The 24,711-nt window shown below is 51.7% G+C and carries 25 protein-coding genes; 10 read left to right on the top strand and 15 right to left on the bottom strand.

Annotated elements, in window-relative coordinates; translation table 11 throughout:
- Positions 1-75 precede the first annotated feature (75 nt).
- The 3 genes from ubiD to ACNRUY_RS09610 all read left to right on the top strand — a co-directional run bounded on the left by ubiD (position 76) and on the right by ACNRUY_RS09610 (position 3,102).
- On the top strand, positions 76-1,548 hold the full coding sequence (gene ubiD, locus ACNRUY_RS09620) for a 4-hydroxy-3-polyprenylbenzoate decarboxylase (protein ID WP_488111439.1): 1,473 nt from the start codon (positions 76-78) through the stop codon (positions 1,546-1,548).
- Positions 1,549-1,563: 15 nt separating this feature from the next.
- Positions 1,564-2,292: a hypothetical protein gene (locus tag ACNRUY_RS09615; protein ID WP_488111438.1), complete on the top strand. Its 729-nt coding sequence runs from the start codon at positions 1,564-1,566 to the stop codon at positions 2,290-2,292.
- Positions 2,293-2,454: 162 nt separating this feature from the next.
- Positions 2,455-3,102, top strand: coding sequence for a TetR family transcriptional regulator C-terminal domain-containing protein (locus ACNRUY_RS09610; RefSeq protein ID WP_488111437.1), 648 nt, complete (start codon positions 2,455-2,457; stop codon positions 3,100-3,102).
- Between the two features lie 128 nt (positions 3,103-3,230).
- Here the strand turns inward: ACNRUY_RS09610 and parC are convergent, their stop codons facing one another.
- The 7 genes from parC to cdd form a co-directional block, all read right to left on the bottom strand.
- Positions 3,231-5,486 carry a DNA topoisomerase IV subunit A gene (parC, locus tag ACNRUY_RS09605; protein WP_488111436.1) on the bottom strand — a complete coding sequence of 752 codons (2,256 nt, stop codon included), beginning with the start codon at positions 5,484-5,486 and terminating at the stop codon, positions 3,231-3,233.
- Positions 5,487-5,614: 128 nt separating this feature from the next.
- Positions 5,615-6,865 (bottom strand): protein kinase domain-containing protein, encoded by a 1,251-nt coding sequence (locus ACNRUY_RS09600; RefSeq protein ID WP_488111435.1) that lies wholly within the window; start codon positions 6,863-6,865, stop codon positions 5,615-5,617.
- 295 nt (positions 6,866-7,160) lie between these two features.
- Positions 7,161-7,871: an endonuclease gene (locus ACNRUY_RS09595; protein WP_488111434.1), complete on the bottom strand. Its 711-nt coding sequence runs from the start codon at positions 7,869-7,871 to the stop codon at positions 7,161-7,163.
- 121 nt (positions 7,872-7,992) lie between these two features.
- Positions 7,993-8,211, bottom strand: coding sequence for a hypothetical protein (locus ACNRUY_RS09590; protein WP_488111433.1), 219 nt, complete (start codon positions 8,209-8,211; stop codon positions 7,993-7,995).
- A gap of 141 nt (positions 8,212-8,352) precedes the next feature.
- On the bottom strand, positions 8,353-9,615 hold the full coding sequence (locus ACNRUY_RS09585; RefSeq protein ID WP_488111432.1) for a UbiH/UbiF/VisC/COQ6 family ubiquinone biosynthesis hydroxylase: 1,263 nt from the start codon (positions 9,613-9,615) through the stop codon (positions 8,353-8,355).
- 151 nt (positions 9,616-9,766) lie between these two features.
- The gene (locus ACNRUY_RS09580) at positions 9,767-10,033 is read right to left on the bottom strand and encodes a hypothetical protein (protein ID WP_488111431.1); all 267 of its coding nucleotides are present in this window, start codon (positions 10,031-10,033) and stop codon (positions 9,767-9,769) included.
- A 108-nt stretch (positions 10,034-10,141) separates the two neighbouring features.
- Complete coding sequence (gene cdd / locus ACNRUY_RS09575; protein WP_488111430.1) at positions 10,142-11,059, bottom strand: cytidine deaminase; 918 nt, start codon at positions 11,057-11,059, stop codon at positions 10,142-10,144.
- A 174-nt stretch (positions 11,060-11,233) separates the two neighbouring features.
- Here cdd and ACNRUY_RS09570 point away from each other — a divergent pair, with 174 nt between their 5' ends.
- Positions 11,234-11,593 (top strand): TraR/DksA family transcriptional regulator, encoded by a 360-nt coding sequence (locus ACNRUY_RS09570; protein ID WP_488111429.1) that lies wholly within the window; start codon positions 11,234-11,236, stop codon positions 11,591-11,593.
- Complete coding sequence (gene murI, locus ACNRUY_RS09565) at positions 11,562-12,446, top strand: glutamate racemase (RefSeq protein ID WP_488111428.1); 885 nt, start codon at positions 11,562-11,564, stop codon at positions 12,444-12,446. The genes ACNRUY_RS09570 and murI overlap by 32 nt, the downstream gene beginning before the upstream one ends.
- A gap of 49 nt (positions 12,447-12,495) precedes the next feature.
- Here the strand turns inward: murI and ACNRUY_RS09560 are convergent, their stop codons facing one another.
- Both ACNRUY_RS09560 and uvrD read right to left on the bottom strand, forming a co-directional pair.
- Positions 12,496-13,638 carry a TRAP transporter substrate-binding protein gene (locus tag ACNRUY_RS09560; RefSeq protein WP_488111427.1) on the bottom strand — a complete coding sequence of 381 codons (1,143 nt, stop codon included), beginning with the start codon at positions 13,636-13,638 and terminating at the stop codon, positions 12,496-12,498.
- A gap of 167 nt (positions 13,639-13,805) precedes the next feature.
- Positions 13,806-15,971, bottom strand: coding sequence for a DNA helicase II (uvrD, locus tag ACNRUY_RS09555; RefSeq protein WP_488111426.1), 2,166 nt, complete (start codon positions 15,969-15,971; stop codon positions 13,806-13,808).
- Positions 15,972-16,243: 272 nt separating this feature from the next.
- Here uvrD and ACNRUY_RS09550 point away from each other — a divergent pair, with 272 nt between their 5' ends.
- The 4 genes from ACNRUY_RS09550 (at position 16,244) to znuA (ending at position 20,188) form a co-directional block, all read left to right on the top strand.
- The gene (locus ACNRUY_RS09550) at positions 16,244-17,692 is read left to right on the top strand and encodes an EAL domain-containing protein (RefSeq protein WP_488111425.1); all 1,449 of its coding nucleotides are present in this window, start codon (positions 16,244-16,246) and stop codon (positions 17,690-17,692) included.
- A gap of 80 nt (positions 17,693-17,772) precedes the next feature.
- On the top strand, positions 17,773-18,642 hold the full coding sequence (locus ACNRUY_RS09545) for a MurR/RpiR family transcriptional regulator (protein WP_488111424.1): 870 nt from the start codon (positions 17,773-17,775) through the stop codon (positions 18,640-18,642).
- Positions 18,643-18,757: 115 nt separating this feature from the next.
- Positions 18,758-18,934: a hypothetical protein gene (locus ACNRUY_RS09540; RefSeq protein ID WP_488111423.1), complete on the top strand. Its 177-nt coding sequence runs from the start codon at positions 18,758-18,760 to the stop codon at positions 18,932-18,934.
- Between the two features lie 285 nt (positions 18,935-19,219).
- Positions 19,220-20,188: a zinc ABC transporter substrate-binding protein ZnuA gene (znuA, locus tag ACNRUY_RS09535; RefSeq protein ID WP_488111422.1), complete on the top strand. Its 969-nt coding sequence runs from the start codon at positions 19,220-19,222 to the stop codon at positions 20,186-20,188.
- A gap of 32 nt (positions 20,189-20,220) precedes the next feature.
- On the opposite strand, the gene ACNRUY_RS09530 is transcribed toward znuA, so the two are convergent.
- Positions 20,221-20,493 (bottom strand): Lar family restriction alleviation protein, encoded by a 273-nt coding sequence (locus tag ACNRUY_RS09530; protein WP_488111421.1) that lies wholly within the window; start codon positions 20,491-20,493, stop codon positions 20,221-20,223.
- An 86-nt stretch (positions 20,494-20,579) separates the two neighbouring features.
- Positions 20,580-21,434 (bottom strand): formyltetrahydrofolate deformylase, encoded by an 855-nt coding sequence (gene purU / locus ACNRUY_RS09525; RefSeq protein ID WP_488111420.1) that lies wholly within the window; start codon positions 21,432-21,434, stop codon positions 20,580-20,582.
- A gap of 110 nt (positions 21,435-21,544) precedes the next feature.
- On the opposite strand from purU, the gene def reads away from it, so the two are divergent.
- Positions 21,545-22,153 carry a peptide deformylase gene (gene def, locus ACNRUY_RS09520; RefSeq protein WP_488111419.1) on the top strand — a complete coding sequence of 203 codons (609 nt, stop codon included), beginning with the start codon at positions 21,545-21,547 and terminating at the stop codon, positions 22,151-22,153.
- A gap of 63 nt (positions 22,154-22,216) precedes the next feature.
- Here the strand turns inward: def and ACNRUY_RS09515 are convergent, their stop codons facing one another.
- From ACNRUY_RS09515 to ACNRUY_RS09500, 4 genes are read right to left on the bottom strand one after another with little or no spacing between them, the layout of a single operon-like run.
- On the bottom strand, positions 22,217-22,558 hold the full coding sequence (locus tag ACNRUY_RS09515) for a hypothetical protein (protein ID WP_488111418.1): 342 nt from the start codon (positions 22,556-22,558) through the stop codon (positions 22,217-22,219).
- Between the two features lie 46 nt (positions 22,559-22,604).
- A complete protein-coding gene (locus tag ACNRUY_RS09510; protein WP_488111417.1) occupies positions 22,605-23,213 on the bottom strand; it encodes a hypothetical protein in 609 nt (202 codons plus the stop codon).
- A 13-nt stretch (positions 23,214-23,226) separates the two neighbouring features.
- The gene (locus tag ACNRUY_RS09505) at positions 23,227-23,832 is read right to left on the bottom strand and encodes an NUDIX domain-containing protein (protein ID WP_488111416.1); all 606 of its coding nucleotides are present in this window, start codon (positions 23,830-23,832) and stop codon (positions 23,227-23,229) included.
- A complete protein-coding gene (locus ACNRUY_RS09500) occupies positions 23,829-24,446 on the bottom strand; it encodes an adenylyltransferase/cytidyltransferase family protein (protein WP_488111415.1) in 618 nt (205 codons plus the stop codon). Before ACNRUY_RS09500 ends, ACNRUY_RS09505 begins: the two co-directional genes overlap by 4 nt.
- Between the last annotated feature and the right edge of the window lie 265 nt (positions 24,447-24,711).

The raw sequence follows: 24,711 nt of genomic DNA, 5'->3' as shown, positions 1-24,711 counted from the left end.
ATCCATTTTGACCAAAAGGGATAAGCCTCCATCCAGCCCCCTGGCTCAAAACGGCAAGCAGAAAAGAAAAACCCCATGAAATACAAGGATCTTCGGGACTTCATCCGGCAGCTGGAAAAACAGGGTGAACTAAAGCGCATTACCGTTGAGGTGGATCCGGTCCTTGAAATGACCGAAATCTGTGACCGCACCCTGAAAAAAGGCGGGCCGGCACTGCTTTTTGAAAACCCGAAAGGCTTTGACATGCCCGTGCTGGGTAACCTGTTTGGAACCCAGAAAAGGGTGGCCATGGGTATGGGCCAGACAGACATCAGCGCCCTGAAAGAGATCGGTGAACTGCTTGCCTACCTGAAAGAACCGGATCCCCCCAAGGGTTTTCGGGACGCTCTGGAAAAACTGCCACTGTTTCGCCAGGTGCTGAATATGGGCCCAAAAGTGGTCAAATCAGCGCCCTGCCAGGAAGTCATTCTTGAAGGAGACCAGGTCGATCTGACCCGACTCCCTATCCAGACCTGCTGGCCTGGTGATGCCGCACCTCTTATTACCTGGCCACTGGTCATCACCCGGGGGCCGGAAAAAGAACGCCAGAACCTGGGCATTTACCGGCAACAGCTGCTGGGTCGAAACAAACTGATCATGCGCTGGCTTTCCCACCGCGGCGGTGCTCTGGACTTCAGGGACTGGCAGAAAAAACACCCGGACGAACCCTTTCCCGTCTCCGTAGCCCTTGGTGCTGACCCGGCCACCATTCTGGGTGCGGTTACACCCGTACCTGATACGCTGTCTGAATACGCTTTTGCCGGCCTGCTCAGGGGCAGCAAGACGGAGCTGATCAAAAGCCACATCAATGACCTTCAGGTGCCTGCCAGTGCTGAAATTGTGCTGGAAGGATTCATTTATCCGGGAGAAATGGCGGACGAAGGCCCTTACGGTGACCACACCGGTTATTACAATGAGGTGGAATCCTTCCCTGTTTTCACCGTAGAGTGCATCACTCATCGCCGGAACCCGATCTATCACAGCACCTATACCGGCCGCCCGCCCGATGAGCCCGCCATACTCGGCCTTGCCTTCAATGAAGTCTTTGTACCAATCCTGAAAAAGCAGTTTCCGGAAATCGTCGACTTCTATCTGCCCCCCGAAGGTTGCTCATACCGGCTGGCCGTGGTTACCATGCGCAAAGAATACCCGGGGCATGCCAAACGGGTCATGCTCGGTGTATGGTCGTTCCTGAGGCAGTTCATGTACACCAAGTTTGTGATTGTCACGGATGATGACGTCAATGCCAGAGACTGGAATGACGTGATCTGGGCAATGACCACCCGCATGGACCCCAAACGGGATTCCGTGTTTATTGAAAACACGCCCATAGACTATCTGGACTTTGCCTCTCCCGTGGCAGGGCTGGGATCAAAAGTCGGTTTTGATGCCACCAATAAATGGCAGGGAGAAACCACCCGGGAGTGGGGAACTGCCATTACCATGAGCGACACCGTCAAACAGCGTGTTGATGACATCTGGGACCAGCTGGGCATTGACATAGAATAAGAGGGAACACCTTTCGTGCAGACTCATCATGTAACCACGCAGTCCTATAAGGTTACAGACCTTCAACTTCTGGATGCGCAGATATACCGGGTCATCATCCAGTGCAATCAGGGGGTTGTACCCGATTACAGGGCGGGCCAGTATCTGGAAATACTGCTGCCGGATGGAGAAGCCTGTGCTTTTTCCATTGCCAGCCCACCCAGTGCTGGTCAGAAAAGCATTGAACTGCATATCCAGAAAATACCGGACCGGAAAAACTCTATAAAGCTGTTTGAGGAGCTGGAAAAAGGCTGGGTATCGGTTCGAATGGCAAAAGGTCTGTGCCACCTGGGTACCCTGCCCGACAAGCCTCTGGTATTTGTAGCGGCAGGCACGGGCTTCGCACAGATGAAGTCCATGATCGAACACTGCTTTCACCAGAACCATCCACACCCAATGCATCTCTATTGGGGCGCCCGCTCCCCAGAAGGGTTTTATCTTCCCAGCCTGCCTGTCCACTGGTCTTCCTCGCAGTTCCATTACCACCCTGTGGTCAGCGAGGTATCTGATGAAGGCATCTGGGAAGGAAGGCAGGGGCTCCTGTTCGAAGCCATCCTGGCCGACAGGGAACAACTGACAGACTGTGAAATCTATATCAGCGGCTCACCGCAGATGGTATATGCGACAGTTGACGCCCTGGTCAGGGAAAATTTCAAAGATGAAAATATACATTCCGACGTCTTTGAATACGCTCCCAGACATTGACCATTACTAGCAATCCTGACCTTTTGATTTTCTGCCCTATATACGACAACGGATATTGTTAATCATCCCTTGTCGTATTTTTTTGCGTCTCTTCATGGCAAAAGCCCACCCCTTGTCTATATTCATTTCTAGCATAATCAACGCAAAGGTACGGTATTCGAGATGCAACCATCACCCACCAAATCTGCACTTCCCGGTTATAAAAACAGCCGGGTGCGCCAGAAAAACATCCAGGTCATTCTTCAGGCGGCTGAAGATGAGTTTGTCGCCAGTGGCTTCAAGGGAGCGTCCATCAGAGACATTGCCCAGCGGGCCGGACTGCCCAAGGCCAACGTTCATTATTACTTCAACAGCAAGGTGGAGCTTTACGGGGCAGTTCTGAACCACATCATGGAGTTATGGGAGTCGGTGTTCAGCGGCCTGAACCCCGACGATGATCCTGCCACCGCCTTTCGCGAATTCATTCAGGCCAAAATGCAATACTGCCTGGCCCATTCCAACGCTTCGCGGATTTTCAGCAGTGAGATCCTTCATGGCGGACAGCATATCAAGGAGCACCTGCGTCCCTTCAATGACTGGATTCACGAAAAGTCAGAGGTGATCAGAGGCTGGATTAAACAGGGAAAAATGCATCCGGTTGATCCGGTTCACCTGTTGTTTACCATCTGGGCTACTACCCAATACTATGTGGACTATGGACCACAGGTCGCCTCGGTTCTGGGCAAGGAAGAGCTGGCCCCCGGTGATACCCAGGCCTATACCGATAGCCTGTGCCAGATGATTCTAAAAGGCTGTGGAATTCAGTCATGAATGCATCCAGCCCTCCTTCAACGCTTCATTTCATCAACCGGATAACACTGAAGCCCCTCTTTTTTACGTTAAAGGCTGCTTCAGAAGCCGTGGTCGGATTAAGCCTCTAGAGGCTAATCCGACAACCCTCAGTCTGCAGTAATCACTTCTACCCGATCCACTTTCTGGAAGCCCCGTGGCAACTTGTTTCCACGTCGCCCTCTCTCCCCGCGATAATGCTCCAGATCCCCTGCCTTTAACGTGACATGCCTTCTACCGGCATGGAGCATCAGGGAATCATTGGCATTGAGCACAGCCAGCTGGGTCACCAGCTCAGCACGCTCGGCCGCTCGAGCAGCCGGTATGTTAATGATTTTGTTCCCTTTGCCACGAGCCAGTTTGGGCAGATCCTGAAGCGGAAACAGCAACATTCTCCCCTCATTGGTGATCGCAATCAGCATCTGATCCTGACTGCTCACGGATACCGGAGGAAGAACCCGGGCATTTTTGGGGAGGGTCAACAGCAGTTTACCCGCTTTGTTTTTACTGACCATGTCGGAAAACTGAGCAACAAACCCATAACCGGCATCACTGGCCAGGAGATAACAATCATTGTTTTCTCCCACACAGAGGCCTTCAAACGTAGCACCTGAGGGAGGATTAACCCGACCGGTAAGCGGTTCTCCCTGCCCCCTTGCAGAAGGAAGGGTATGGGTCATCACCGAATAGGCACGTCCCGTGGAGTCAATAAACACCGATGCCTGATTACTTTTACCCCGGGCAGAGAGGCGGTAGCCATCCCCCGATTTGTAGTTGAGTGATTGAGGATCCACGTCATGGCCTTTGGCACACCGTACCCAGCCTTTATTGGAGAGCACAACGGTCACCGGGTCAGAAGACATCAGATCTGTTTCTGACAGGGCATGGGCTTCGCTGCGGACCACAATGGGGGAGCGACGGTCGTCGCCATACTGCTCAGAGTCGGCCTTCAACTCTTTTTTGATAAGAGTTTTCAGGCGTCGATCCGACCCAAGAATCAGTTCCAGCTGATCCCTTTCTTTTTCAAGCTCATCCTGTTCACCCCGGATTTTCATCTCTTCCAGTTTCGCCAAGTGGCGCAACTTCAGATCCAGAATGGCTTCCGCCTGGACATCGGACAAACCAAAACGCTCCATCAACACGGGCTTGGGTTTATCTTCTGTCCGGATAATCTCAATAATCTCATCAATGTTCAGGAAGGCGATCATCAAGCCTTCCAGAATATGCAGGCGACTGAGCACCTTATCCAGACGGTGCTGCAGGCGACGACGAACGGTTTCACTCCGCCAGGAGAGCCATTCCCCCAGCATCCGGTCCAGAGACTTCACCTGGGGGCGACCGTCCACCCCAATCATGTTCATATTAACCCGGTACGTTTTTTCCAGGTCAGTGGTGGCAAACAGATGGTTCATCAGACTCTGAACATCCACCCGGTTCGACTTTGGCACAATCACCAGGCGGGTGGGGTTTTCATGATCAGATTCATCCCGAAGGTCCGACACCATGGGCAGCTTCTTGGCCTGCATCTGGGCAGCAATCTGCTCCAGAACCTTGGCGCCGGAAGCCTGATGGGGCAGGGCGGTAATGACAATATCACCGTTCTCTTTCTGGAAAACGGCGCGCATCCGCAGAGACCCTCGCCCCTGCTCATACATTTTGATGAGGTCTGCACGGGGAGTGATCAACTCAGCTTCGGTGGGGAAATCGGGTCCCTGAATGTGCTCACAAAGTTCCGCCACCGAAGCCTTTGGGTTTTCCAGTAAATGGATGCAGGCACCGGCCACCTCCCGAAGGTTATGGGGAGGCACATCCGTCGCCATCCCCACCGCTATGCCGGTGGTTCCATTCAACAGCAGGTTCGGTAGCCGCGCGGGTAAAATGGAGGGCTCGTCCAGGGTGCCATCGAAATTAGGCACCCAGTCCACCGTTCCCTGGCCCAGCTCGCCCAACAGCGTCTCGGCGTATTTGGCCAGCCTGGACTCAGTGTATCGCATGGCCGCAAAGGATTTGGGATCATCCGGAGAGCCCCAGTTGCCCTGACCATCCACCAGGGGATACCGGTAAGAAAAGGGCTGTGCCATTAACACCATGGCTTCATAGCAGGCACTGTCACCATGGGGGTGAAACTTACCCAGTACATCACCCACGGTTCGGGCGGATTTCTTGAACTTGGCCGTGTTTTTCAGGCCCAGCTCACTCATGGCATAGATGATACGACGCTGCACAGGCTTCAGCCCGTCCCCGATGTGCGGCAGGGCACGATCCAGGATCACGTACATGGAGTAGTTCAGGTACGCGCTTTCTGTGTAGGCTCTCAGGGACTGGCGCTCAATTCCATCGTCGCCAATAAAGGTCTGCTCCGTCATGCTTCAACCTGTTTCAGGAAACTGACAATAAACCGGATATGATACCAACTATTGCAGCAAACGGCAGTCAGCTGAAACGTTTATTGTGCAGAGAGCACAGGAATGGTCGATTTCAGGTAAACTCAGCATCAACTCAGGCACCAGAACCTCCGCCACTTCCTGTTCCTGTCATTCGGTATGACTTGCCTACAAAGAGGGCTATCTGTATTTACTAATTTACTCATTTTTGCTTGTGAAAACGCCTTAGCCTCCTTATTTCCTTTAAATGCATGCTCAGACAATTCCTGAAGTTTAACCATTGCTTTTTTGGTGCTCATTCGACAAGCAAGGCTGTGTCTTGTTAATTTAACAATAATATCAACTAATTTTGAATAGTTCTTTTTGTCTCCCCCTTTTGTTTCGATCGCTTTGTTTATCAAGCTTCGCTTTTCTGAATCAGATAGCACAGAAAAATCAAAGGCAATTTGTGCAAACTCAGTGTTAAGTCGAGGTAATCTTCTTTTCATCATTCCCGCCATCAACTTGGCAGGATTAACCCCATTAAAAAGAATTGATAAAAAAGTGCATCCAAGCGACCAATCATCACCCTGGCTACTTTCCATTTTGAAAGTGTATTCTTCAGGGGCTATATAGCCCAAAGAGCCACAAACTTCTGTTGTACGTCGATCTGTTCCGTCACTCTTCAAAACTCTTCGGGTCTGACCAAAATCAATAATTTTAAGTTCACCGTTATCAGGGTTATATAAAATATTTTCGGGTTTTAAATCTCTATGGGTCAATCCATGCTCGTGAATAAAATTAAGCCCTTTTGCCAGATTCAGAGCAACATCGCAGACTACGTTATTCGCTACGGGTTCAGCCGTAAAATGACCACTTCTCTTTATTAGTTGTTCATGAAGCTGCGTTCCAGAGCAGAATTCTCCAAAAACTGCTTGAACGGAAAATCCCCCCTTAACCTGCTCTATCATGTCCATTGAGACTATCAGCTTCAAGGTACTTTCATTTCCATATTTAATCAGGGCGCAATAAGAGTGACAGATATTTTCATGTTCCGGTAACATAAGACCATTCAGCTCACGCTCATCAAGGCCTTCCCTATTTGGGGTCTTCATAACACATAAAATACCATCAGCCCCAACTTTGGAAACAGGCCTCACTTTGCCGAAAGTCCCTTCACCCAACAGTACCGAGCCCTTGGAAGGATCTTCAAGGCCGTTTTTCTTTAAAAACTCCGCAACGGTGGTTGAACTGGTTTCATGATTGAAACAAATACTGACACTCCGACCAAAAGCAACCGTCCGGGTTTCATCACTTGAGTGGTCACCGCCTGTATTGATTGAGGGTGATTGTAAATCAGAATTTTGTCTTAGTGCGTCCATTCCACCCCCTGATAAGTATTCTATCCATTTTCTTTTTTATACAACGCCAGACCCTGTTCTGCTTGCGTCAAAACACTAAGGCAAAGGTATTCAAATTCAAACACCCTGACCATAACGAGTATGCAAGTAAAACTAACTGGCTGAAGGATTTAACCCGCATATTGCATGAAGCCGCTATGAAAAAGCGGTTATCCCACGTCTTTCAAGGGGTGTAGGAGAAAAGCATAAAAAGACAATTTATCAGAGCGACAAGCTCGACACTTCATGCAATATGCGGGTTAACGGCTTTTTGCTCTTATGAGTGATCCCCCTGCTCATGGATATAAGGGTTCTCCCATCCCTGGATCTGGCTTATTTTCCGGTTTCGCTCTTGCTCCCAAGCCGAAACCGGGTACATGCGGTTCCAGGCCTCAAACAACCGCCGCTGCTGCTCACTGAGCCGGAAGGGGTAACGATCCGCCATATAAAGATAAATCCGGGCAATACTGCCCCGCTGGTTTTGGGGAGGCTCGGCTACCCGGGCCTTAAAGTCCACCTTGAAATCACACTGGCCGTACATATCCGGATGCTGGCTTAGCAGCCCAAACCGGAAGTTTGAGCGATCTCCGTTAATCTCTCCTACGGCAGGCACTAGGTTATGCATATCCGCTTCCATCTTGCGAAAAACAGGATCATTGCGGCTGCAGTTTTTTCTTCCCCCTTCCTGCCAACACTGCCGCTGATGGCCGAAAACCCACGCAGGAACCACATGCTCCCATTCTATGCGGCGGGCTCTTTTAGCCTGCTTTCGGACCGAGTAGCCACAGGACTTCAGGTCAGGTATTCGTTTTTTATTCTCTTTCAGGATGTCACAGCCGCAGTAGAAGCTCACAGGGTGATCGTCGTATAACTTAGCAGCCTGTCGCTTGGCACTGTTGAAGCTGGCAGGCACATCAGCCTGTACAACATGGGAAAAAGAAAGACAGAAGGGCAGGAAAAGCAAAAACAGGCGAGAAAAAAAAGTCATGTAAAGACAACAGAAAACAGAAACACTGTCGTTAACTTATCATGCTAGTGAATCGGTGGACAGGAGCAGGAAAATCAAAAGAACTTTTCAGGGCCGCCAGTAGGGGCCCTGTTACTCAAAATCAGCTGCCGACGGTCTCAAAAGCATCGGAAATCATCACGCTGAATATGCCTCCGACAAACATCACCAGAGCAATACCGGCACCGGAAGTAAATGACTCCCAGAGTGAGGCGTTCTGTACCATGTAGTAGTATGCAGCGCCGCCCACCAGCCACATCCACCAGAACCCCAGTGAGGCAATGGCGGTCAACCGGAAACCATTTGAAATCATCGTTTTCATGCCCACTTCCCCAAGTGTTCGAGTCCAGAAGGCATCTTATGCCTCCCTTTGCCAGAGAGGGATCAGGGTTTTACGCAATCCAGCAGATCTTTACATTTCTGATTCCTGCTTCTCATCGCCATGCCTCATCATCAGGGTTGATCAAAGCGCTTCTCCCCGGGCCAGCCTGGGCTGGCGGCCCGAAAGCCCCATGGCGTATTTCATCACCTGATTCACTGCCGGTGTCAGCCTGCCAGCCACTCCCAGCCCTATATTTCTGAGAATCTGTGCTGGCCGGTTACCATTGCTGAAGGCGTGATAAAAACCATCCATCACGGCCATCATCGCAGCATTATCCGGGCGCCGGACCTTCTCGTACCGTCCCAGGACTTCAGGGTCTCCCAGAGGCTCCCCGTTTCGATGGGCATCCACCAGAATCTCTGCCAGCCAGGCCGCATCCTGAAACCCGAGATTGACGCCCTGACCTGCCAGAGGGTTGATGGTGTGTGCCGCATCCCCCGCGAGCACCACACCAGGCCGACAATAATGGATAGCATGCCGACGGGCCAAGGGAAATGCCCCCCGCTCATGAAGGGTGATGATCTCGGGCAACTCAACCGGGAAGGTGTTTCTCAACTCATCAATAAATGCCTGCTCAGGCAGCCCCAGTAAATACCGGACCTGCTCAGGCACGTTATACCATACGATTGACGCATAACTTCGCCCCTGAATATCCGGCAGAGGCAGGAAAGCTTCCGGGCCGGTGGGGGTAAAAGCCTGCCAGGTCATGTCCTGGCAGCCCCCGTCAATTTCAACCGTCGCCACAAGGCACTGCTGCTCATAATCCCGTTGCTCAACCCCAAGGCCTGCGACCTGCCTGACTCTTGACTGAGCACCATCCGCACCAATCAGCAAATGTCCCGTAAACCTCCGGCCATCGGACAACTCAACCTGTGGCTTGTCGCCCGTCAGGTCAAACCGGTTAATACTGGCCGGGCAGATCAGGTCAACCGAACCATGCCGGGACATAGCCTCAAGCAAACCCAACTGTGTTACCCGATTTTCAACAATGTAGCCAAGTTGTTCCCGACCAATTTCCGCCGAATCAAACAGCACCCGGTTGGCTCGGGAGGCTAACTCTTTTCCCCAGGGATGACGCAGCTTTTCCCAGACTGCCATCCGGCAGTAAGGCGTCATACGCATTTGCGACATCGGGGCCCAGGCGCCAAGCTGGCGAAGAATCTGTTCAGAAGCGTAACTGAGGGCTGAAACCCTGAGATCAGGCAGGCTATCCGTTGCCAGAGGTTCCGGTTTGACCCGGTCAAACACCGCAACCTTAATCCTCTGGCTGCCAAGAGCAGTGGCAATGGCGGCTCCCACCATTCCACCGCCGACGATCAGTACTTCGTAATCTGGTTCAGTCATCATTCTGCTTTGGCGTAAATGCCCTACTTCCATGGATTGGAACAGGGGAGACCAACCTCAATTCAAATAAACAGGGGTCTTCCCGAACAAAAAAATCCTATCAAATGCCCATGGTGAAAGAAAAAAGAAATGATAAAAACCCAGCGCTTTTTCATGGCTCTTTTTCATGACCCTCACTGGATTCACGGGCATTACGCTCCGACAGTTTTTTCTTTTTTTTCTTTTCCAGCCGCTTACTGGTCTTTCTTCTTTTCAGGCGAGTCTTCTCTCTCTGGGCATGGTCACCCCGGTCAATGTACGTTTTCTGCCGGGCGTTTCGCTGGGCTTCACTCTCTTCATGGTCACTGAAGGATTCTTTATTTTCCCCATAATCCAGATGGGTGGAAGAAGAAGGATCTATTCTGATTCCGGAACTCACAACAGGCCTCCCTGCCTTTGTTATGCAATGTTAGCTGTGAAAATGCCTCTATTCCGGGGTTCCTGCAGCCATCAGGCGCTGTGTTCCAGCGCCTGATCTCATAAAAGGTCAAACCAGAAAGCTGCGCAATACACCTTTGCTGTCCAGTACCGTCTCAAGCACCGACTGAACCATGGGTTTATGGGAAATTCCGGTCTCTTTCTCGACCAATACCGCATCCACCACTTTTCCCTCCGGTTTTCTCAGGTTATTCAGCCGGAGATTCACCAGAACCGCTTCAATGGCCGTAAGGCCAGGATTAAAAGCGGCATTTTCAGCATACTGTCCCGTAACAATATCACCATTATCCAGTAAAAGGGCAATACCTGAATAGCATCCGGAATAGGGGGCATAACTTTTGCTGGCCGCCGTGAGGGCCGCATTAACCAATTCATCCGAGTGCTCAGGAGCATTAAACTGCTGAGGGGATGAGGCAAGAAGTCGCTCGGGCTGATCAAGATCCACAGGGCCAAACGAGTCTGGCAACAGATCCGAAATACGGTAGTGGTTCTTGACCTCACTGCCCAGACGGCTGATCACAATATCCAGGCTCTCCACGTCCTGAATTTCATTGATAAACTGTCGACAATGGCCGCAGGGCGCTTCATTGACCATCAACCGGCGCAACCGGGTTTCTCCCTGGTGCCAGGCATTGCAGATGGCCGCCTGCTCCGCATGGATGGACATTTTAAGAGGCTGGCCGACCATTTCCAGGTTCGCACCAAAATACCAGGGTCCCTGTCCACCCTCACGATAACCTTCTGCAATCGCCCCCACCGAAAAACCTGAGACAGGACAGGTACTCATGGCCGCTGCCAGAGGAAGCAACGTTTTCAGCAACTCATCTGAAGAAACACCTAATAACGTCTCAAGTTCGGCAATCTGCTGAGGATCAAGGCGCCCCCGTTGCTTTACCATCTGTTGCAGAATCAAGGAAGCATCAAAAGAAAACAGTGCCAGCTGTTCCTGAAAGGCATTAAGATTCATGACATGACTCCAACGACTGGTTTTCTATTATTACTGAATTCCCATCAGCAAACATTGTCTCAGGTTAAATGGATTAGCAGAGTGGCTGATGAATTCAACCTGGAATTAGGGAACTGACTACAGCCAGTGTTAAAGTAGATGACTTCAACCCTCTGTCTCGGAGCTGATCTGTCTATGTCAGCATTAAGTCCTGAACAGGCCAGTGCATTGAATGAAGCACTGCAAACGCTAAAAGCAAATCTATTGGAAACCATTGAACAAAGTGAAAGCTCTGCCCAGACGGTCACCCTGGATCAGCAGGCCTTTGGCAGGGTTTCCCGGGTTGACGCGTTGCAACAACAAAGTATGGCCAAAGCCAGCCAGAAGCACAGCCAGCAGCATCTTCGCCAGGTAATGGCTGCCCTGGCCAGGGTGGATACCGGCGACTATGGTTACTGCCTGGACTGTGACCAACCCATTGGCTTTTCCCGGCTGGAAGTTCGACCGGAAACCGCCTTTTGCCTTGACTGCCAAGCCAAAAGAGAGAGCCACTGAAACCTCGTTAACGTCCTACAACCCGGCTAAACCGGCCGTACCAGAATTAATACACACCATGGTAAACCCCATTGTTATTTTTGACTCCGGCGTCGGTGGCCTGAGCATTTATCAGGAAGTAAAGCGGACACTGCCATCGCTGAACGTCGTCTACTGCTCAGACACCGAAGCCTTTCCCTACGGCCCGAAACCGGAAAACGACGTCATCGAACGAACCAGCTACTGTCTGGGCAAACTGGCAGACCGGTTCTCCCCCTCCCTCGCGGTCATTGCCTGCAATACTGCCAGTACCATCTCTCTCCCCCGGGTCCGCCGGGAGCTTGAGTTTCCAGTAGTGGGCGTTGTTCCCGCTATTAAAACCGCCAGCAAGGTGTCGCGGGACCGCTGCATTGGCCTGCTGGCCACTCCCGGCACCATTGAGCGCAGTTACACGACCCACTTGATCAACGATTTTGCCGATGACTGCACCGTGATTAAAGTGGGCACCAGTGAGCTGGTTCAGCTGGCTGAAAAACACCTTCGCAATGAGCCGGTCCCCCTGGAACAGCTTGCAGCCATTATCGAGCCTTTTTTCACCCATAATCCAATGCCGGACGCCATTGTTCTGGGCTGTACTCACTTTCCCCTGTTAAGGGAGCTTCTTCAGGAGGTATCCCCCATACCGGTGAACTGGATTGACTCCGGCCCGGCCATCGCCAGAAGAGTGAAAAGCCTGCTGGGGTCAAGCATTGACCCTGAAGGCGACAACAACCAACCAACAGACCGCTTTCTCCATACTGGCAGTGAACAATCCATAGCAGCGCTTGTCCCTGCCTTGAAAGCGATGGGTTTTTCTCAGCCAGACTCATTGTAGGAAGGATAAAAGCCGTTACCCCCATGGAGGGATAACGGCTGATGATGAATTACTGCAGTGAACGGGCTTCGTAAAAAGCCACTTCGGAAATATTGTGATAAGACGTGGACTGCTCACGGAAGGTATTGAACGACTCATAGATACGCCCAGCCACCTCACTGCTGCTGGACACATCCCGGGTAATTTCAATGGCCGCTTTCTTCAGCTCCAGCAACACATCATCGGGAAGCCGCTTAACCTGAACACCGTGCTCTGAAACCAGAGTTTTCAGGGCTGCGTTGTTCCGGGCCGTGTATTCATCCAGCATATCCTGGTTGGAAGCACGGGCAGCCGTTTTCACGATGGCCTGCAGGTCTTCGGGAAGCTTTTTCCAGGCATCCAGGTTGATGGTGAATTCCAGCATGGCACCGGGCTCATGCCAACCGGGATAGTAGTAGTAAGAAGCGGCTTTATAAAAGCCAAAGGCCAGGTCGTTATAAGGCCCTACCCACTCAGTGGCGTCAATGGCACCGGTCTGCAGAGCGGTAAACAGCTCTCCTCCCGGAATATTCACAGGAACACCGCCCAACCTTCTTAACACTTCACCTCCCATACCGGGAATGCGCATCTTCAGTCCCTTCAGGTCTTCCAGGGACTTGATCTCCTTGTTGAACCAGCCTGCCATCTGAACACCGGTACTGCCACCAGCGAAAGGCTTCAGATTATAAGGCTTGTACACCTCATCCCACAGTTCCTGGCCACCACCATGATGCAACCAGCCATTGATTTCCTGAGCATTCAAGCCAAAGGGAACCGCGGTAAAAAACTGGGCAGCCGGATCTTTGCCCTTCCAGTAATAAGCGGCGCTGTGCCCCATCTCAGCGGTGCCGCTGGAAACGGCGTCAAACACCTCAAGCGGAGGAACCAGCTCGCCGCCTCCATAGACTTTAATGGTCAAACGACCATTGCTCATTTGATTAACCGACTCGGCAAACCGTTCAGGAGTGGTACCAAGACCGGGAAAATTCTTGGGCCAGGAGGTAACCAGCTTCCATTCAATGGCCTCCTCAACGCTTTGTTGTGCAACAGAAGTCTGTGACTCAGCACCGGACGTCTGCGGCTGTTCACTGTTATTACAACCAAGGAGTGAAAGTGTGGCTGCTGCTATCCCCAGGGGTCTCCAAAGAGAGCCAAGCCGTTTAAGAGGTATCATTGATCTGTCCTTTATTATTTTATGAGTGTTGTTTTGATTTATTAATATTTTGAGTTTTACGGGACATGACAACCGCATGGTAGGGGTATCCCGGGTTTCGCACAAGCCTTGCAGAGGGGAGGCCTCTGATCAGCTTAAACACTGATCAGAGGTCGATGGAAAAAAGATTAAACTGCGGCCAGATTGGCGTAGGCCATCATCAACCACTTGGCACCTTCCGAATCAAAATTCACCTGAATCCGAGCCTGGTTACCTTCCCCTTCATAGTTGACCACTGTCCCCTCACCAAAAACATCATGGTGAACCCTCTGGCCCAGAGACAACCCATGGTCTGGAGAAGCGGGGGCCATTCGCGTAGCCACCGGCCGGGAGATGGTTCCCCCCAGCCGCACCTCCTGCAGCAAACCTCCGGGAATTTCCCGGATAAAGCGGGAAGGGCGGTTCATGGTTTCAGTGCCGTACAGTCTCCGGCTCTCGGCATAGGTCAGGTAAAGCGACTCCATGGCCCGGGTAATACCCACGTAACAAAGGCGGCGCTCTTCCTCAAGATTGCCTTCATCCAGGGACATCTTGTGGGGAAAAAGCCCTTCCTCCATACCCGCCAGAAAGACCCGTTTGAACTCCAGGCCCTTTGCGGAGTGCAGTGTCATCATCTGAACACTGTCCTGAAACGGGTCGGCCTGGTTTTCTCCGGCTTCCAGTGCGGCATGAGCCAGAAAGGCATCCAGAGGCGTCATGGTTTCCGTGTCTTCATCCAGGTCCAAATCGTCCATATCAAACTGACCACAGGCATTGACCAGTTCTTCCAGGTTTTCCACCCGGGCCTGCCCCTTTTCCCCTTTTTCCTTGCCGTGGTGTTCAATCAAACCACTCATGGAGATGACATGGTCGGCCAGCTCTCCCAGATCCAGGTCTTCACCGGCCGCGCTGAGGGATTCAATCAACTCCACAAAAGTCGCCATGGACTTCCCAGCCTTCCCGCCGACGGAGGATGACTTGACCAGATTGCAAAGTGCCTGCCAGAGCGAAACGTCCTGGGTACGGGCCGCTTCCCTGAGCTTTTCAACGGTTTTCTCACCAATCCCCCGGGTCGGGATATTGATGACCCGCTCAAGGGAAGTGTCATCATGGGGAGAGCTGACCAGCCTGAGATAGGCCAAAGCGTTTTTAATTTCAGCTCGCTCAAAGAACCGCTGGCCACCGTATATCCGGTAGGGAATGGCAGAACGAAGCATGGCTTCCTCCAACACCCGCGACTGGGCGTTGGAACGATACAGCACCGCAATGTCATTACGGGCCATGCCTTTGTCCACCGCATCTTTGATTCGGTCGGTGATAAACCGGGCCTCATCCATCTCATTGAACCCGGCATAGAGCTGAATCGGCTCACCGTCAGCCCCATCGGTATGAAGCTCTTTTCCCAGCCGGTCGGGGTTATTGGCAATCACCGCATTGGCCGCTTTCAGGATCGTGCCGGTAGAGCGGTAGTTCTGCTCCAACTTGATGGTCTGGGCGTTGGGGAAGTCTGTAGAAAACTGACGTATATTTTCAATCCGGGCACCCCGCCAGCCATAGATGGACTGGTCATCGTCCCCCACCACCATCAATTTATCCTGGTCACCGGTCAACAATCTGAGCCAGGCATATTGAACGGCGTTGGTGTCCTGGAACTCATCCACCAGCACATAGCGGAAGCGCTCACGGTAATGCTGTAACACATCCGGGCGTTTCAGCATCAGCTCATGTGCCCGAAGAAGAAGTTCACCAAAGTCCACCACCCCGGCCTGCTCACAGTAATCGTGATACCGGCGGTAAACATCCACCATGGTGCGCTCAAAGGGATCATAGCCCGGGTCAATGTAGTCCGGGCGCAGCCCTTCGTCTTTTTTACTGTTAATAAACCATTGAGCCTGACGGGGCGGCCACTTCTGCTCATCCAGCTCCATGGTCTTCATGATCCGTTTTACCACCCGGAGCTGGTCATCACTGTCCAGAATCTGGAAGTTTTCCGGCAGCCCGGCTTCCTTCCAGTGAGCCCTGAGCAGACGATGGGACAATCCGTGAAAGGTTCCCACCCACATACCCCGGGGCGCCACCCCCAGCAACTCTTCGATACGTGAGCGCATCTCTGCCGCCGCCTTGTTGGTAAAGGTGACCGCCATAATAGAGTAGGGCGACATGGCCTCGGCCTGAACCAGCCAGGCAATGCGGTGAACCAGCACCCGGGTTTTACCACTACCGGCACCGGCCAGAACCAGCATTGAACTGACGGGAGCTGCCACAGCATTGCGCTGGGCATCATTCAGTGAATCAAGTATTGAAGTTACGTCCATAGGGTTCTTTCTGGATATCAGGCCGATATTGTCGTAAGTCCGGCAGGCTGCTGAAGCCGATTGTGTTTCGTATAGAGAGTGTAACGAAACCACTCTTCCAGGTCTTGTATGTTACTCTCTGATGAATCATCACGCGGTTTTAACACCCTGCACATATTCCCAGAAAAAGGGAAGTTTTCCCATTTGCGGAAAACCACGCAGAGGAAGCTTTACATACCCTGAAAAGTACCCCCTGAGAACAGCAAACCACTGGAATTCCTGTAGTAGCAAGTATGGTCGACCAACGTTTACAGCATGATACCCCGGGGCAGATACAGAGACACCAGGCTCAGGAAGCGCTTCAGAAAGAGCAGCTTCAGCAACTCACTTCGGGCTGTCAGTCTCTTTTATCCATAGCTCTCTTTTCCCTGCTGCTGGAAGGACTTCTATTTCTGGAATACATCCTGCTGCCAGGGCTTCTGGGCTGGTCCATTGTTTTTCTGGGTACTCAGTACTATTTCATGAGAAAGCAACCCAATGGCATTCCATTGAGTTCATCAGATCCCACCCACACACCCTCGGTTCAAAATGCGCTTCTGTTTATTGCCAGCCTCGGCTTTCTGACAGCTATGGCTCCTCTTATTGTGCTGCACATTGTGACCGTCCAGCAGCTGTACATTATTCCCATGGTTCTGCTGGTATTATCCGCCTGCAGCATTGCCTTTCTGGGCGTTTATTTCCCCGCCGTTGCCACCTTCACACTCAGTGCGATTGTGCCTTTCTGTGTCGCTTTTCTCCAAACCAACCCCTCATTATCCACGGTGTGGCCCGCCAGCTGGCTTCTGACTGCAGGCGTTATCCTGTGGGCTGGCTGGCAACACAGCAGGAAAATCAACAAAGGGCTGAAAACCCGTATGGAAGCCCAGATAAAACTGAATGCCCTTATGGGTTCCGAAAAAGCAGCGGGCTTTTCAGCAGACGAGCTGACAGCAGCGATTAAGCAGGGAGAGCTTGTCGTGTACTATCAGCCAAGGGTCAGTGGAAAAAACAATCAAGTGGTCGCCATTGAAGCCCTTGTGCGCTGGCAGCACCCCACAAAAGGCCTGCTTAATCCTGGGGAATTTATTCCTGTTGCTGAACAGTGCCACCTGATTGACGACATTGGCAAACTCGTTCTTTCACAGGCCTGCCAGGAAGTGGCAAAGCTTCACAGGCAGGGGGTTAAAATCCGGCTCTCGGTTAACTTTTCGGCGGCACAGCTGATACTGAGCGACTTTGCCCAGGTCGTCATCAACGCCCTGGAAAACAGCGGTTTGAAAGGACAGCACCTGGAGCTTGAACTGACAGAGAGTCTGCTGCTCAATAACATTGCCGAAAACACAGCCACTCTTAACCAGCTGAAAGCGCAGGAAATCACTATCAGCATGGACGATTTCGGCACAGGATACTCCTCTTTCCGTTATCTGAAGCATTTTCCGGTGGATGTCATCAAAATCGACCAGTCCTTTGTGTCCGGCCTGAAGGAGAAGAAAGGTGAGGACGCAGCCATCATCACCGCAATGACGTCACTGGCACAACAACTCAACTTGAAAGTGGTGGCAGAAGGGGTAGAAACGCCTGAAACCCTGACTCTGCTGAAACAATTCCAGTGCGATGAAGTACAGGGCAACCTTATCAGCCCGCCGGTCTCAGCGGATAAGCTGGTCAACACCATTGAAAGCATCAACCGGCTGGCACAATAAGCCAGGAAGCAAACTGCTTTTCAGGGCAAAGCCCTGTAGTATAACTACAAATATCCATAACAACCCCAATAAGAAAAACAATGCTTAATGACTCCTTTAATGACCCTATTGCCGAGCTGCATAAACAGTACGAATGCCTCAGGCGTTCAGAGAAAAAAGTCGCCGATTGGGTACTGAGCGAACCCGCCTCCTGCATTAACCTGAATATTGGCCAGATGGCCCGAAAAGCCTGTGTCAGTGAACCCACCGTCATGCGCTTTTGCAAGGCCATTGGCTGCCAGGGATTTCAGGACTTTAAATTAAGGCTTGCACAGGCTCTGGGCACAGGCTCTGCCACACGGTTTGCAGGCCTGAAACTGAATAAAGACGACAACACCAACGATCTCAAAAACAAGGTGTTTGACTCAACCGTGCAGGAGTTATTGCAAGTCCGGGACCGGATCAATATGAACAGCCTGCAATCCGCCATTTCAGCTTTGGCGACAGCCCGTCGCATTGAGTTTTTCGGGTTTGGAGCATCAGGGGCGGTCGCCAGGGATGCCCGCCATAAGTTTATCCGCCTTCAGGCCACGGCTGTCGCCTGTGCGGATCCTCATATCCAGTTGATCACCGCGTCCACCATGAACGAGCAGGATGTGGTGGTGGCTATTTCACAAACCGGCCGCTCCAAAGACCTGCTTCATAGTGTCCGGCTGGCCCGGGAAAATCATGCCCAGGTGGTGGGTATATGTCCGGAAAACACACCTCTTTCTTCTCTCTGCGATTTCCCACTGGCGATCGCTGCAGAAGAAAACACCGACCTGTTCACTCCTTTAACGTCCCGAATTGCCCACCTGGTAGTGATCGACGTGCTGGCGACAGGTGTCGCCATGCAGAAAGAGCCCTGTCTGAGTGATCAGTTGAAAAGCATCAAGAAAGGCCTCAGATCCCTGAGGGTTAATGATATGTGAGATATCTCTTACACAACTATACGACATCAGAGGTTGAAGTTAACCGCCGGATTTCATACTTTGGTAACCGTAATTGAGCATCATACAAAAACAAGTACAACAAGAGGATGCTGTTATGAGTAAAGGCAAGAAGATCGACCGGGATATCCTGCTTGACGAACACCTCCTTCGTCCGGAATTGGAAGAAAAGGGCTCAAAGCGCTCTCTGCAAATCCGACGGGCCCTGGAAGACCGGGAGGAGAACAAACGCCTCAGCGCCATTTTTGGTGAAGACTACTGGGAGGACATATAATCCTCTTGTTCCTTCTACGCTACTCACCGGAGCCTTTATAACTATCATCCTTTCTATAAAGGCTCCTGACATCGTCTTAATGGATTACCTACTCTCCCACCTCTGAACCTTTTATGGTTTTGTCAGAACCATTGACTTGCCGTCCACTTTTTCCTGCCTTATTGGATTGTCCTGGAGCTAGTTAGCCAACATCACCATCAAAAATGGGCACCTGAGAAAGCCATCAAACCTGCTGGCAATAATTATGTTATATTATAACGTTTCACTCACCACGCAGTATGCCCAATGCCGTTACTCAAGTTATCCACAGTCCTCAAGAAGGCTTCAGTTCTGACCCTGTTGATGACCAGTCCGCTGGTATTTGCCGATCCGCCCAGGGTTCTGGCTTCCATTAAGCCGCTACAACTGATTGCCCAGGCCATCACAGCCGATGTCACTGAGGTAGATGTTCTTCTGCCACCAGGAGCCTCGCCCCACAGCCATAGTCTGAAACCTTCCGATGCCCGCAAACTCCACTCTGCAGATGTGATCTTCTGGGTGGGTCCATCCATGGAGGCCTTTCTCCCGAAGATTCTGGACAGCACCAAAAACGCCAGAGCAGTGGCAATGATGGATATTCCCGGGATCCGGCTTAGAAAAAATGGGGCCATCACCTCTGAAGAGCATGCCCATGATGAGCACTCTCATGATGAGAAACACCATGATGAAGACGAACATCACCATGACCATGGAGAGTATGACTCCCATATCTGGCTAAGCACTTTCAATGGCAGAGCAATGGCCACAGCCATGACAAAAGTACTGGCCTCCAGGGACAAGGCCAATGCCAGCCAGTATGAAAAAAATCTCAAGGCTTTTTTACAGACAATGGATAAGGCTGATGCCCGGAATACCGGCAAGCTGACCCATACCCACCAACGGCCTATTTTTGTGTTTCATGACGCCTATGGCTATCTGCAGGAACAATATCAGCTGAACATTGCTGGACATTTTACCCTTAATCCAGAACAGCAGCCTGGAGCCCGACACCTGAGCCAGCTCAGGGAGCGACTGAAAAAAGCAGGGAATACCTGTATTTTCCGTGAGCCACAATTTCAGCCCGCTTATATTGACCGGTTAACAAAAGGGCTGCCCGTAAAAATCAGTGTGCTTGATCCGCTGGGAGAAAACATAGAAGCCAGGCCTGATGGATTTGCCCGCTTTATTAACACGCTTGTGGATAACATCAGTGAGTGTGTATCCGAAACGCCCTGACTGATGTCCACCTTGAGAATGGAAATGGCGATTTAACGGAAAAAGTTCATTGCCAGCAAACTTCCCGACAGGGCACTGACCACTATCGCCGCTGGCAGCAACACTGCCAGCGTCGTTATCCACATTCTCAGCCGGGCACTTTCCTGGCGCTGGTTCCAACGTTCTGCTACATAGCGTTTATCTTCATCAAGCTCTGTGGATAACCCACATCCTGTGCAGCTGACCTGCCACATCTCCGATTTACCAATCATCAGGTCAGCATAGATAGCTTCTCCCCGACAGCAGGGACACGGCTCCAGTTTCATGGCTTCTCCTTAAGCACATCAGGGCACAATTCCCTGCCTGTTCATAGGTTATTCACAGACTTTAACAGCTTATCCACAAGCTGAAATCAATCCAGGATAATGGTTTTGCCTTCATCCACAATAACACGGTCTTCAATGTGATACCTCAGCCCCCGTGCCAGGACACTTTTCTCCACATCTTTACCCAGCCTGACCATATCTTCCGGAAGATGGTGATGACCAACCCTGATCACATCCTGTTCAATAATTGGCCCGGCATCCAGAACTTCTGTGACATAGTGACAAGTTGCACCCACCAGCTTCACTCCCCGTTCATAGGCCTGATGGTAAGGCCTGGCCCCTACAAAGGAGGGTAAGAAGCTGTGGTGTATGTTGATTACCCGGTCAGCGTATGCCTCACACAGCCCCGGTGGCAGTATTTGCATGTAACGGGCCAGCACGACGGTATCCACATCGTATTGCCCCAACAGCTCTGTCATCTGCTCAAACGCCGGAGCCTTGTTATCTTTATCCACAGGCACACAGTGATAGGGAATACCGTGCCATTCCACATAACCCCTGAGGTCTTCATGATTGGAAATAACGCAGGGAATGTCCATTTTAAGATCACCACTGCGCCAGCGATACAGAAGGTCCGACAAGCAGTGAGCCTGCTTGCTGGCCAGCAGCGCAACCCGCCTTGCTTTGCCCGAATCGGTGACCCGCCAGTCCAGGCTGTGTTTCTCCGCCACCGGCGTAAAGCGCTCCCGGAACTCTTCCAGGGAGAAGGGGAGGCTTTCAGCCCTGATTTCATTGCGCATATAAAAACGACCAGTCACCGGGTCAGAGTGGTGGTTGGACTCAACAATCCAGCCGCCATTGCGGGCAATAAAATCACTGACAGCGGCAACAATACCACTGGCATCGGGACAAGAGATCAGCAGGCGATAAGTTCTGGTCATGGTTCTTCAAAAACGTCGATAGACTTTTCATTATAAGCGGATTTTTCCAGCGGGTCTTAACCCCATTCAGTTAGACTGAATGAAAACCTGCTGCAGGAGTCAGTTCAGCCATGTCCATTGCAACAAACCCGGACCTGAAAGTGATGGGAGACCCCATCCTGTTTCAAAGCCAGCCACAGGTTTCAATGGAGGATATTGCCACCGATGAATTTCAGGAAACCCTTGAAACTCTGAAAAGAAAACAGTTTGAAGCCAATGGCATTGGCATTGCTGCCCCCCAGGTGGGCTGGGCAGCCAGAGTATTATGCCTTGGGATATCCGATGACAACCGGGAACGTTATCCCCTGGTATCCGACATTCCTTTTCAGTTCTGGATCAACCCGCAAATCACCCACTTCAGTAAAGACACCTGCTGGGCCTGGGAAGGCTGCCTTTCCGTACCGGGAATCCGAGGCTGGGTGAATCGTCCTTCCGCCGTTAACGTCTGTGGTTACAACCAGAAAGGAGAGCGGATTGAGGTGGAACTGGATGGCTTTTCCGCCCGGGTCATGCAGCATGAGATAGACCACCTGGACGGCGTTCTGTTCCCCATGCGAATGGAAGAGACAAAACTGATCATTCCCAATGCCTCCATGGAAAACCAGGCTCTATGGCCTGAGGGATGGCCAACACCCCAGGCCCGTATCACCCGTCCCGGAGAGATCTCTGTGGATAAATAGTACGATCTTCCCCCTCTCCCTCAGGGAGAAGGTCGGGGTGAGAGCATATGGGTGAAGGCGGAATCAGAGAATCCCATCTCCTCCTTCAAGGAGCTGGGTGGTATCAGACTGGCTGCGCAGACTTTCCCGGTAGCGCCGACGGTTCAACAACTTTACCTGAACCGGATCCGGCAGCTCGGTGAATTGGATCACCTGCTTGTCTATCAGCAGGTCAATCACATCTTCCAGAACCCGGATAAAGTCAGCATCCGCTGCCTGCATGACCTTGCCGCCCATGTCCGGATTTTTCTTGAGAAAGGCCTGCAGTGCTTCGTCGTCCATGTCAACCGCTTGCCATTCATCGGTCAATGCCTGTTCAGACACCGCAACAATGTTGTCTTGCTCATCCTTGAGTGCATAAAGCATAGTGTTCTCTCTTTGCGCCGGGCCTTATTAGATTATAAGCAAAGCCTCAGCGCAGACGGTTGATGGGAAGAGAGGTCAAAAGGTCTGCCAGCAAGTTACGGCTTACCTCATAGGCATCCTGACCTGGCAGGCCCTCACCCCGTCCGCTGGTATTCCACAACGACTGGCCGGACCTTATATCAATCACCTCCAGTTTGAGGGCCATCAGGAACCGACCATCCTCTTCGAAGCGCCAGTCCAGGATTTCTCCCATAAGGGTAAAACTGACGCCTTCCTGATAAGCCCACTGCCGGGCATTCTGCCGACGATGGGCATCGGCCAGTGTGCTGGAAGCGGTAGTGACCTCGGATTCAGGGTATAGCCTGGGAGTCGTTACCCCCACGGATGGCAACTGAACCATCAACATCCGCTCAAGCTGCACCGGTACCTCATCCTTGATACCCACATGACTGACAAAGGGCAGAACAGCCCAGTCAGCCGTGCCCGGCAACCCCTCTTTATAGAGTCCCGAAAGGCCGCTGCCCGGGAACAGATTAGAAAAACCTCCGCCCTGACAGCCCGACAGAAGCAAAGCAAACAGCACCTGAAGGATAATAAGAGCCCGAAAGAAAACCGGCCGGGCTGCGCGATAACTGGACTCTCGATTCACAACCATTGAATGATTCAACCTATTGTTTCAATTCATGATGGTGCAGTTTCAACCATTGCAGGGCAACGACTGCGGGAGCATTGGCAATACGGCCATCTTCCACCATATCACAGGCATCTTCAAAAGGAAGAGCGTGCACCCGGATGTCTTCCCCTTCCTCTGGCAGACCATAAATCCCCCCAGCCTGCTCTGCATCGACAATGCCACAGAAAAGTTTGAACTTTTCATTCGAGGCTCCGGGGCTCATATAAAAATCCATAGCCGGAATCAGCCTTTCCACAGAGCACCCCGTCTCTTCAGCCACTTCCCTGAGGGCCACATCCTCAAGTGACTCCCCTGGCTCACTGATCCCCGCTACCACTTCCAGCATCCATGGGTCCTCATCACTGAGCAACGGGCCTATCCGAAACTGCTCAATCAGCACCACTTTATGGGTATCAGGATCATACAGAAGCACACCAACGGAAGGTGGTCTGACAACGGCTTCCCGGGTCACCGGTACACTCATCCCCCCCTTGAAAAGGGCATGACTCAACGTATACCGACAGAGTTTCAGAAAACCGGAAGAAAGGGGTTCTTTTTTATTGATCTGAACATCGTCGAGACCAAAACCTGAAAGCTTCATAAATAGAGACCATGATCAACAATGTAAGCCTGTACAGAAGGCAGAAGATAATCCTGCAGCGAGCTGAGCTGCCGTTTTTCCGGCAGGCCATTATCAAGGCTATCGGCAACACAGGGGCCATCAGCAGCCTGGTGGGATTCGAGAATGCTTCGAACCTGGCTGCTGCGGATACCCAGACGCTCCCGGGCGGTAAAAATAGACCATCGGGCTTCAATCTCATGGGCTTTGTAAAAGCGGTTCCAGGTTTCAGGACGGGCGTTATCGGGCCCCCGGATAAAGGAAAACTGTATCCCCTGATGTGCTTTTTGATAATGACTTTCCAGCGCCTCAAGAAGGTCGTAGGTATACACCGGGTGTTTCGGGTTGGAGGCCAGCAACTGCTGCTCAAGGTCACAGACATCCAGAGGGCAGGCGACATCCGCCTCTTTGACAAACCGTCTGAGCATCTCCAGACGAACCTCAAAAGGTTGGGACTGCTTGCCAAAGGCATGACTGGCACTGGGGACCAGTAGAATTCGATCATGGTGCTCTGCAGCTTGCTGCAGCACATCCAGGTGGCCCAATGTTGGTGGGTCAAAGGCGGACCCAAACACCCCAATTTTCAACTCGCTCATCGGGCATTATCCAGAAAAATGGTCATAGGATTGACTGATACGAAGAGTATTGGACTCTTTGAAAAACGAGCGGCCAATTATACCCATTTTTTCACCCACCAACCGAAGCACAATTCATAATGCCAACATCACACCGACATTATGGGCAGTTCCATTACTTATCTGCCGAGGTTTATCTACGGATAGTAAATAACCGGCCGTAAGGTCAACATTAGCCTCAGTGAATGACTCCCTCCGATTCACTGTTTTTTTATAAGGCCCGATA

Source organism: Endozoicomonas sp. Z74 (assembly GCF_057680865.1).
This window is presented reverse-complemented; position numbering and strand designations above follow the sequence as displayed.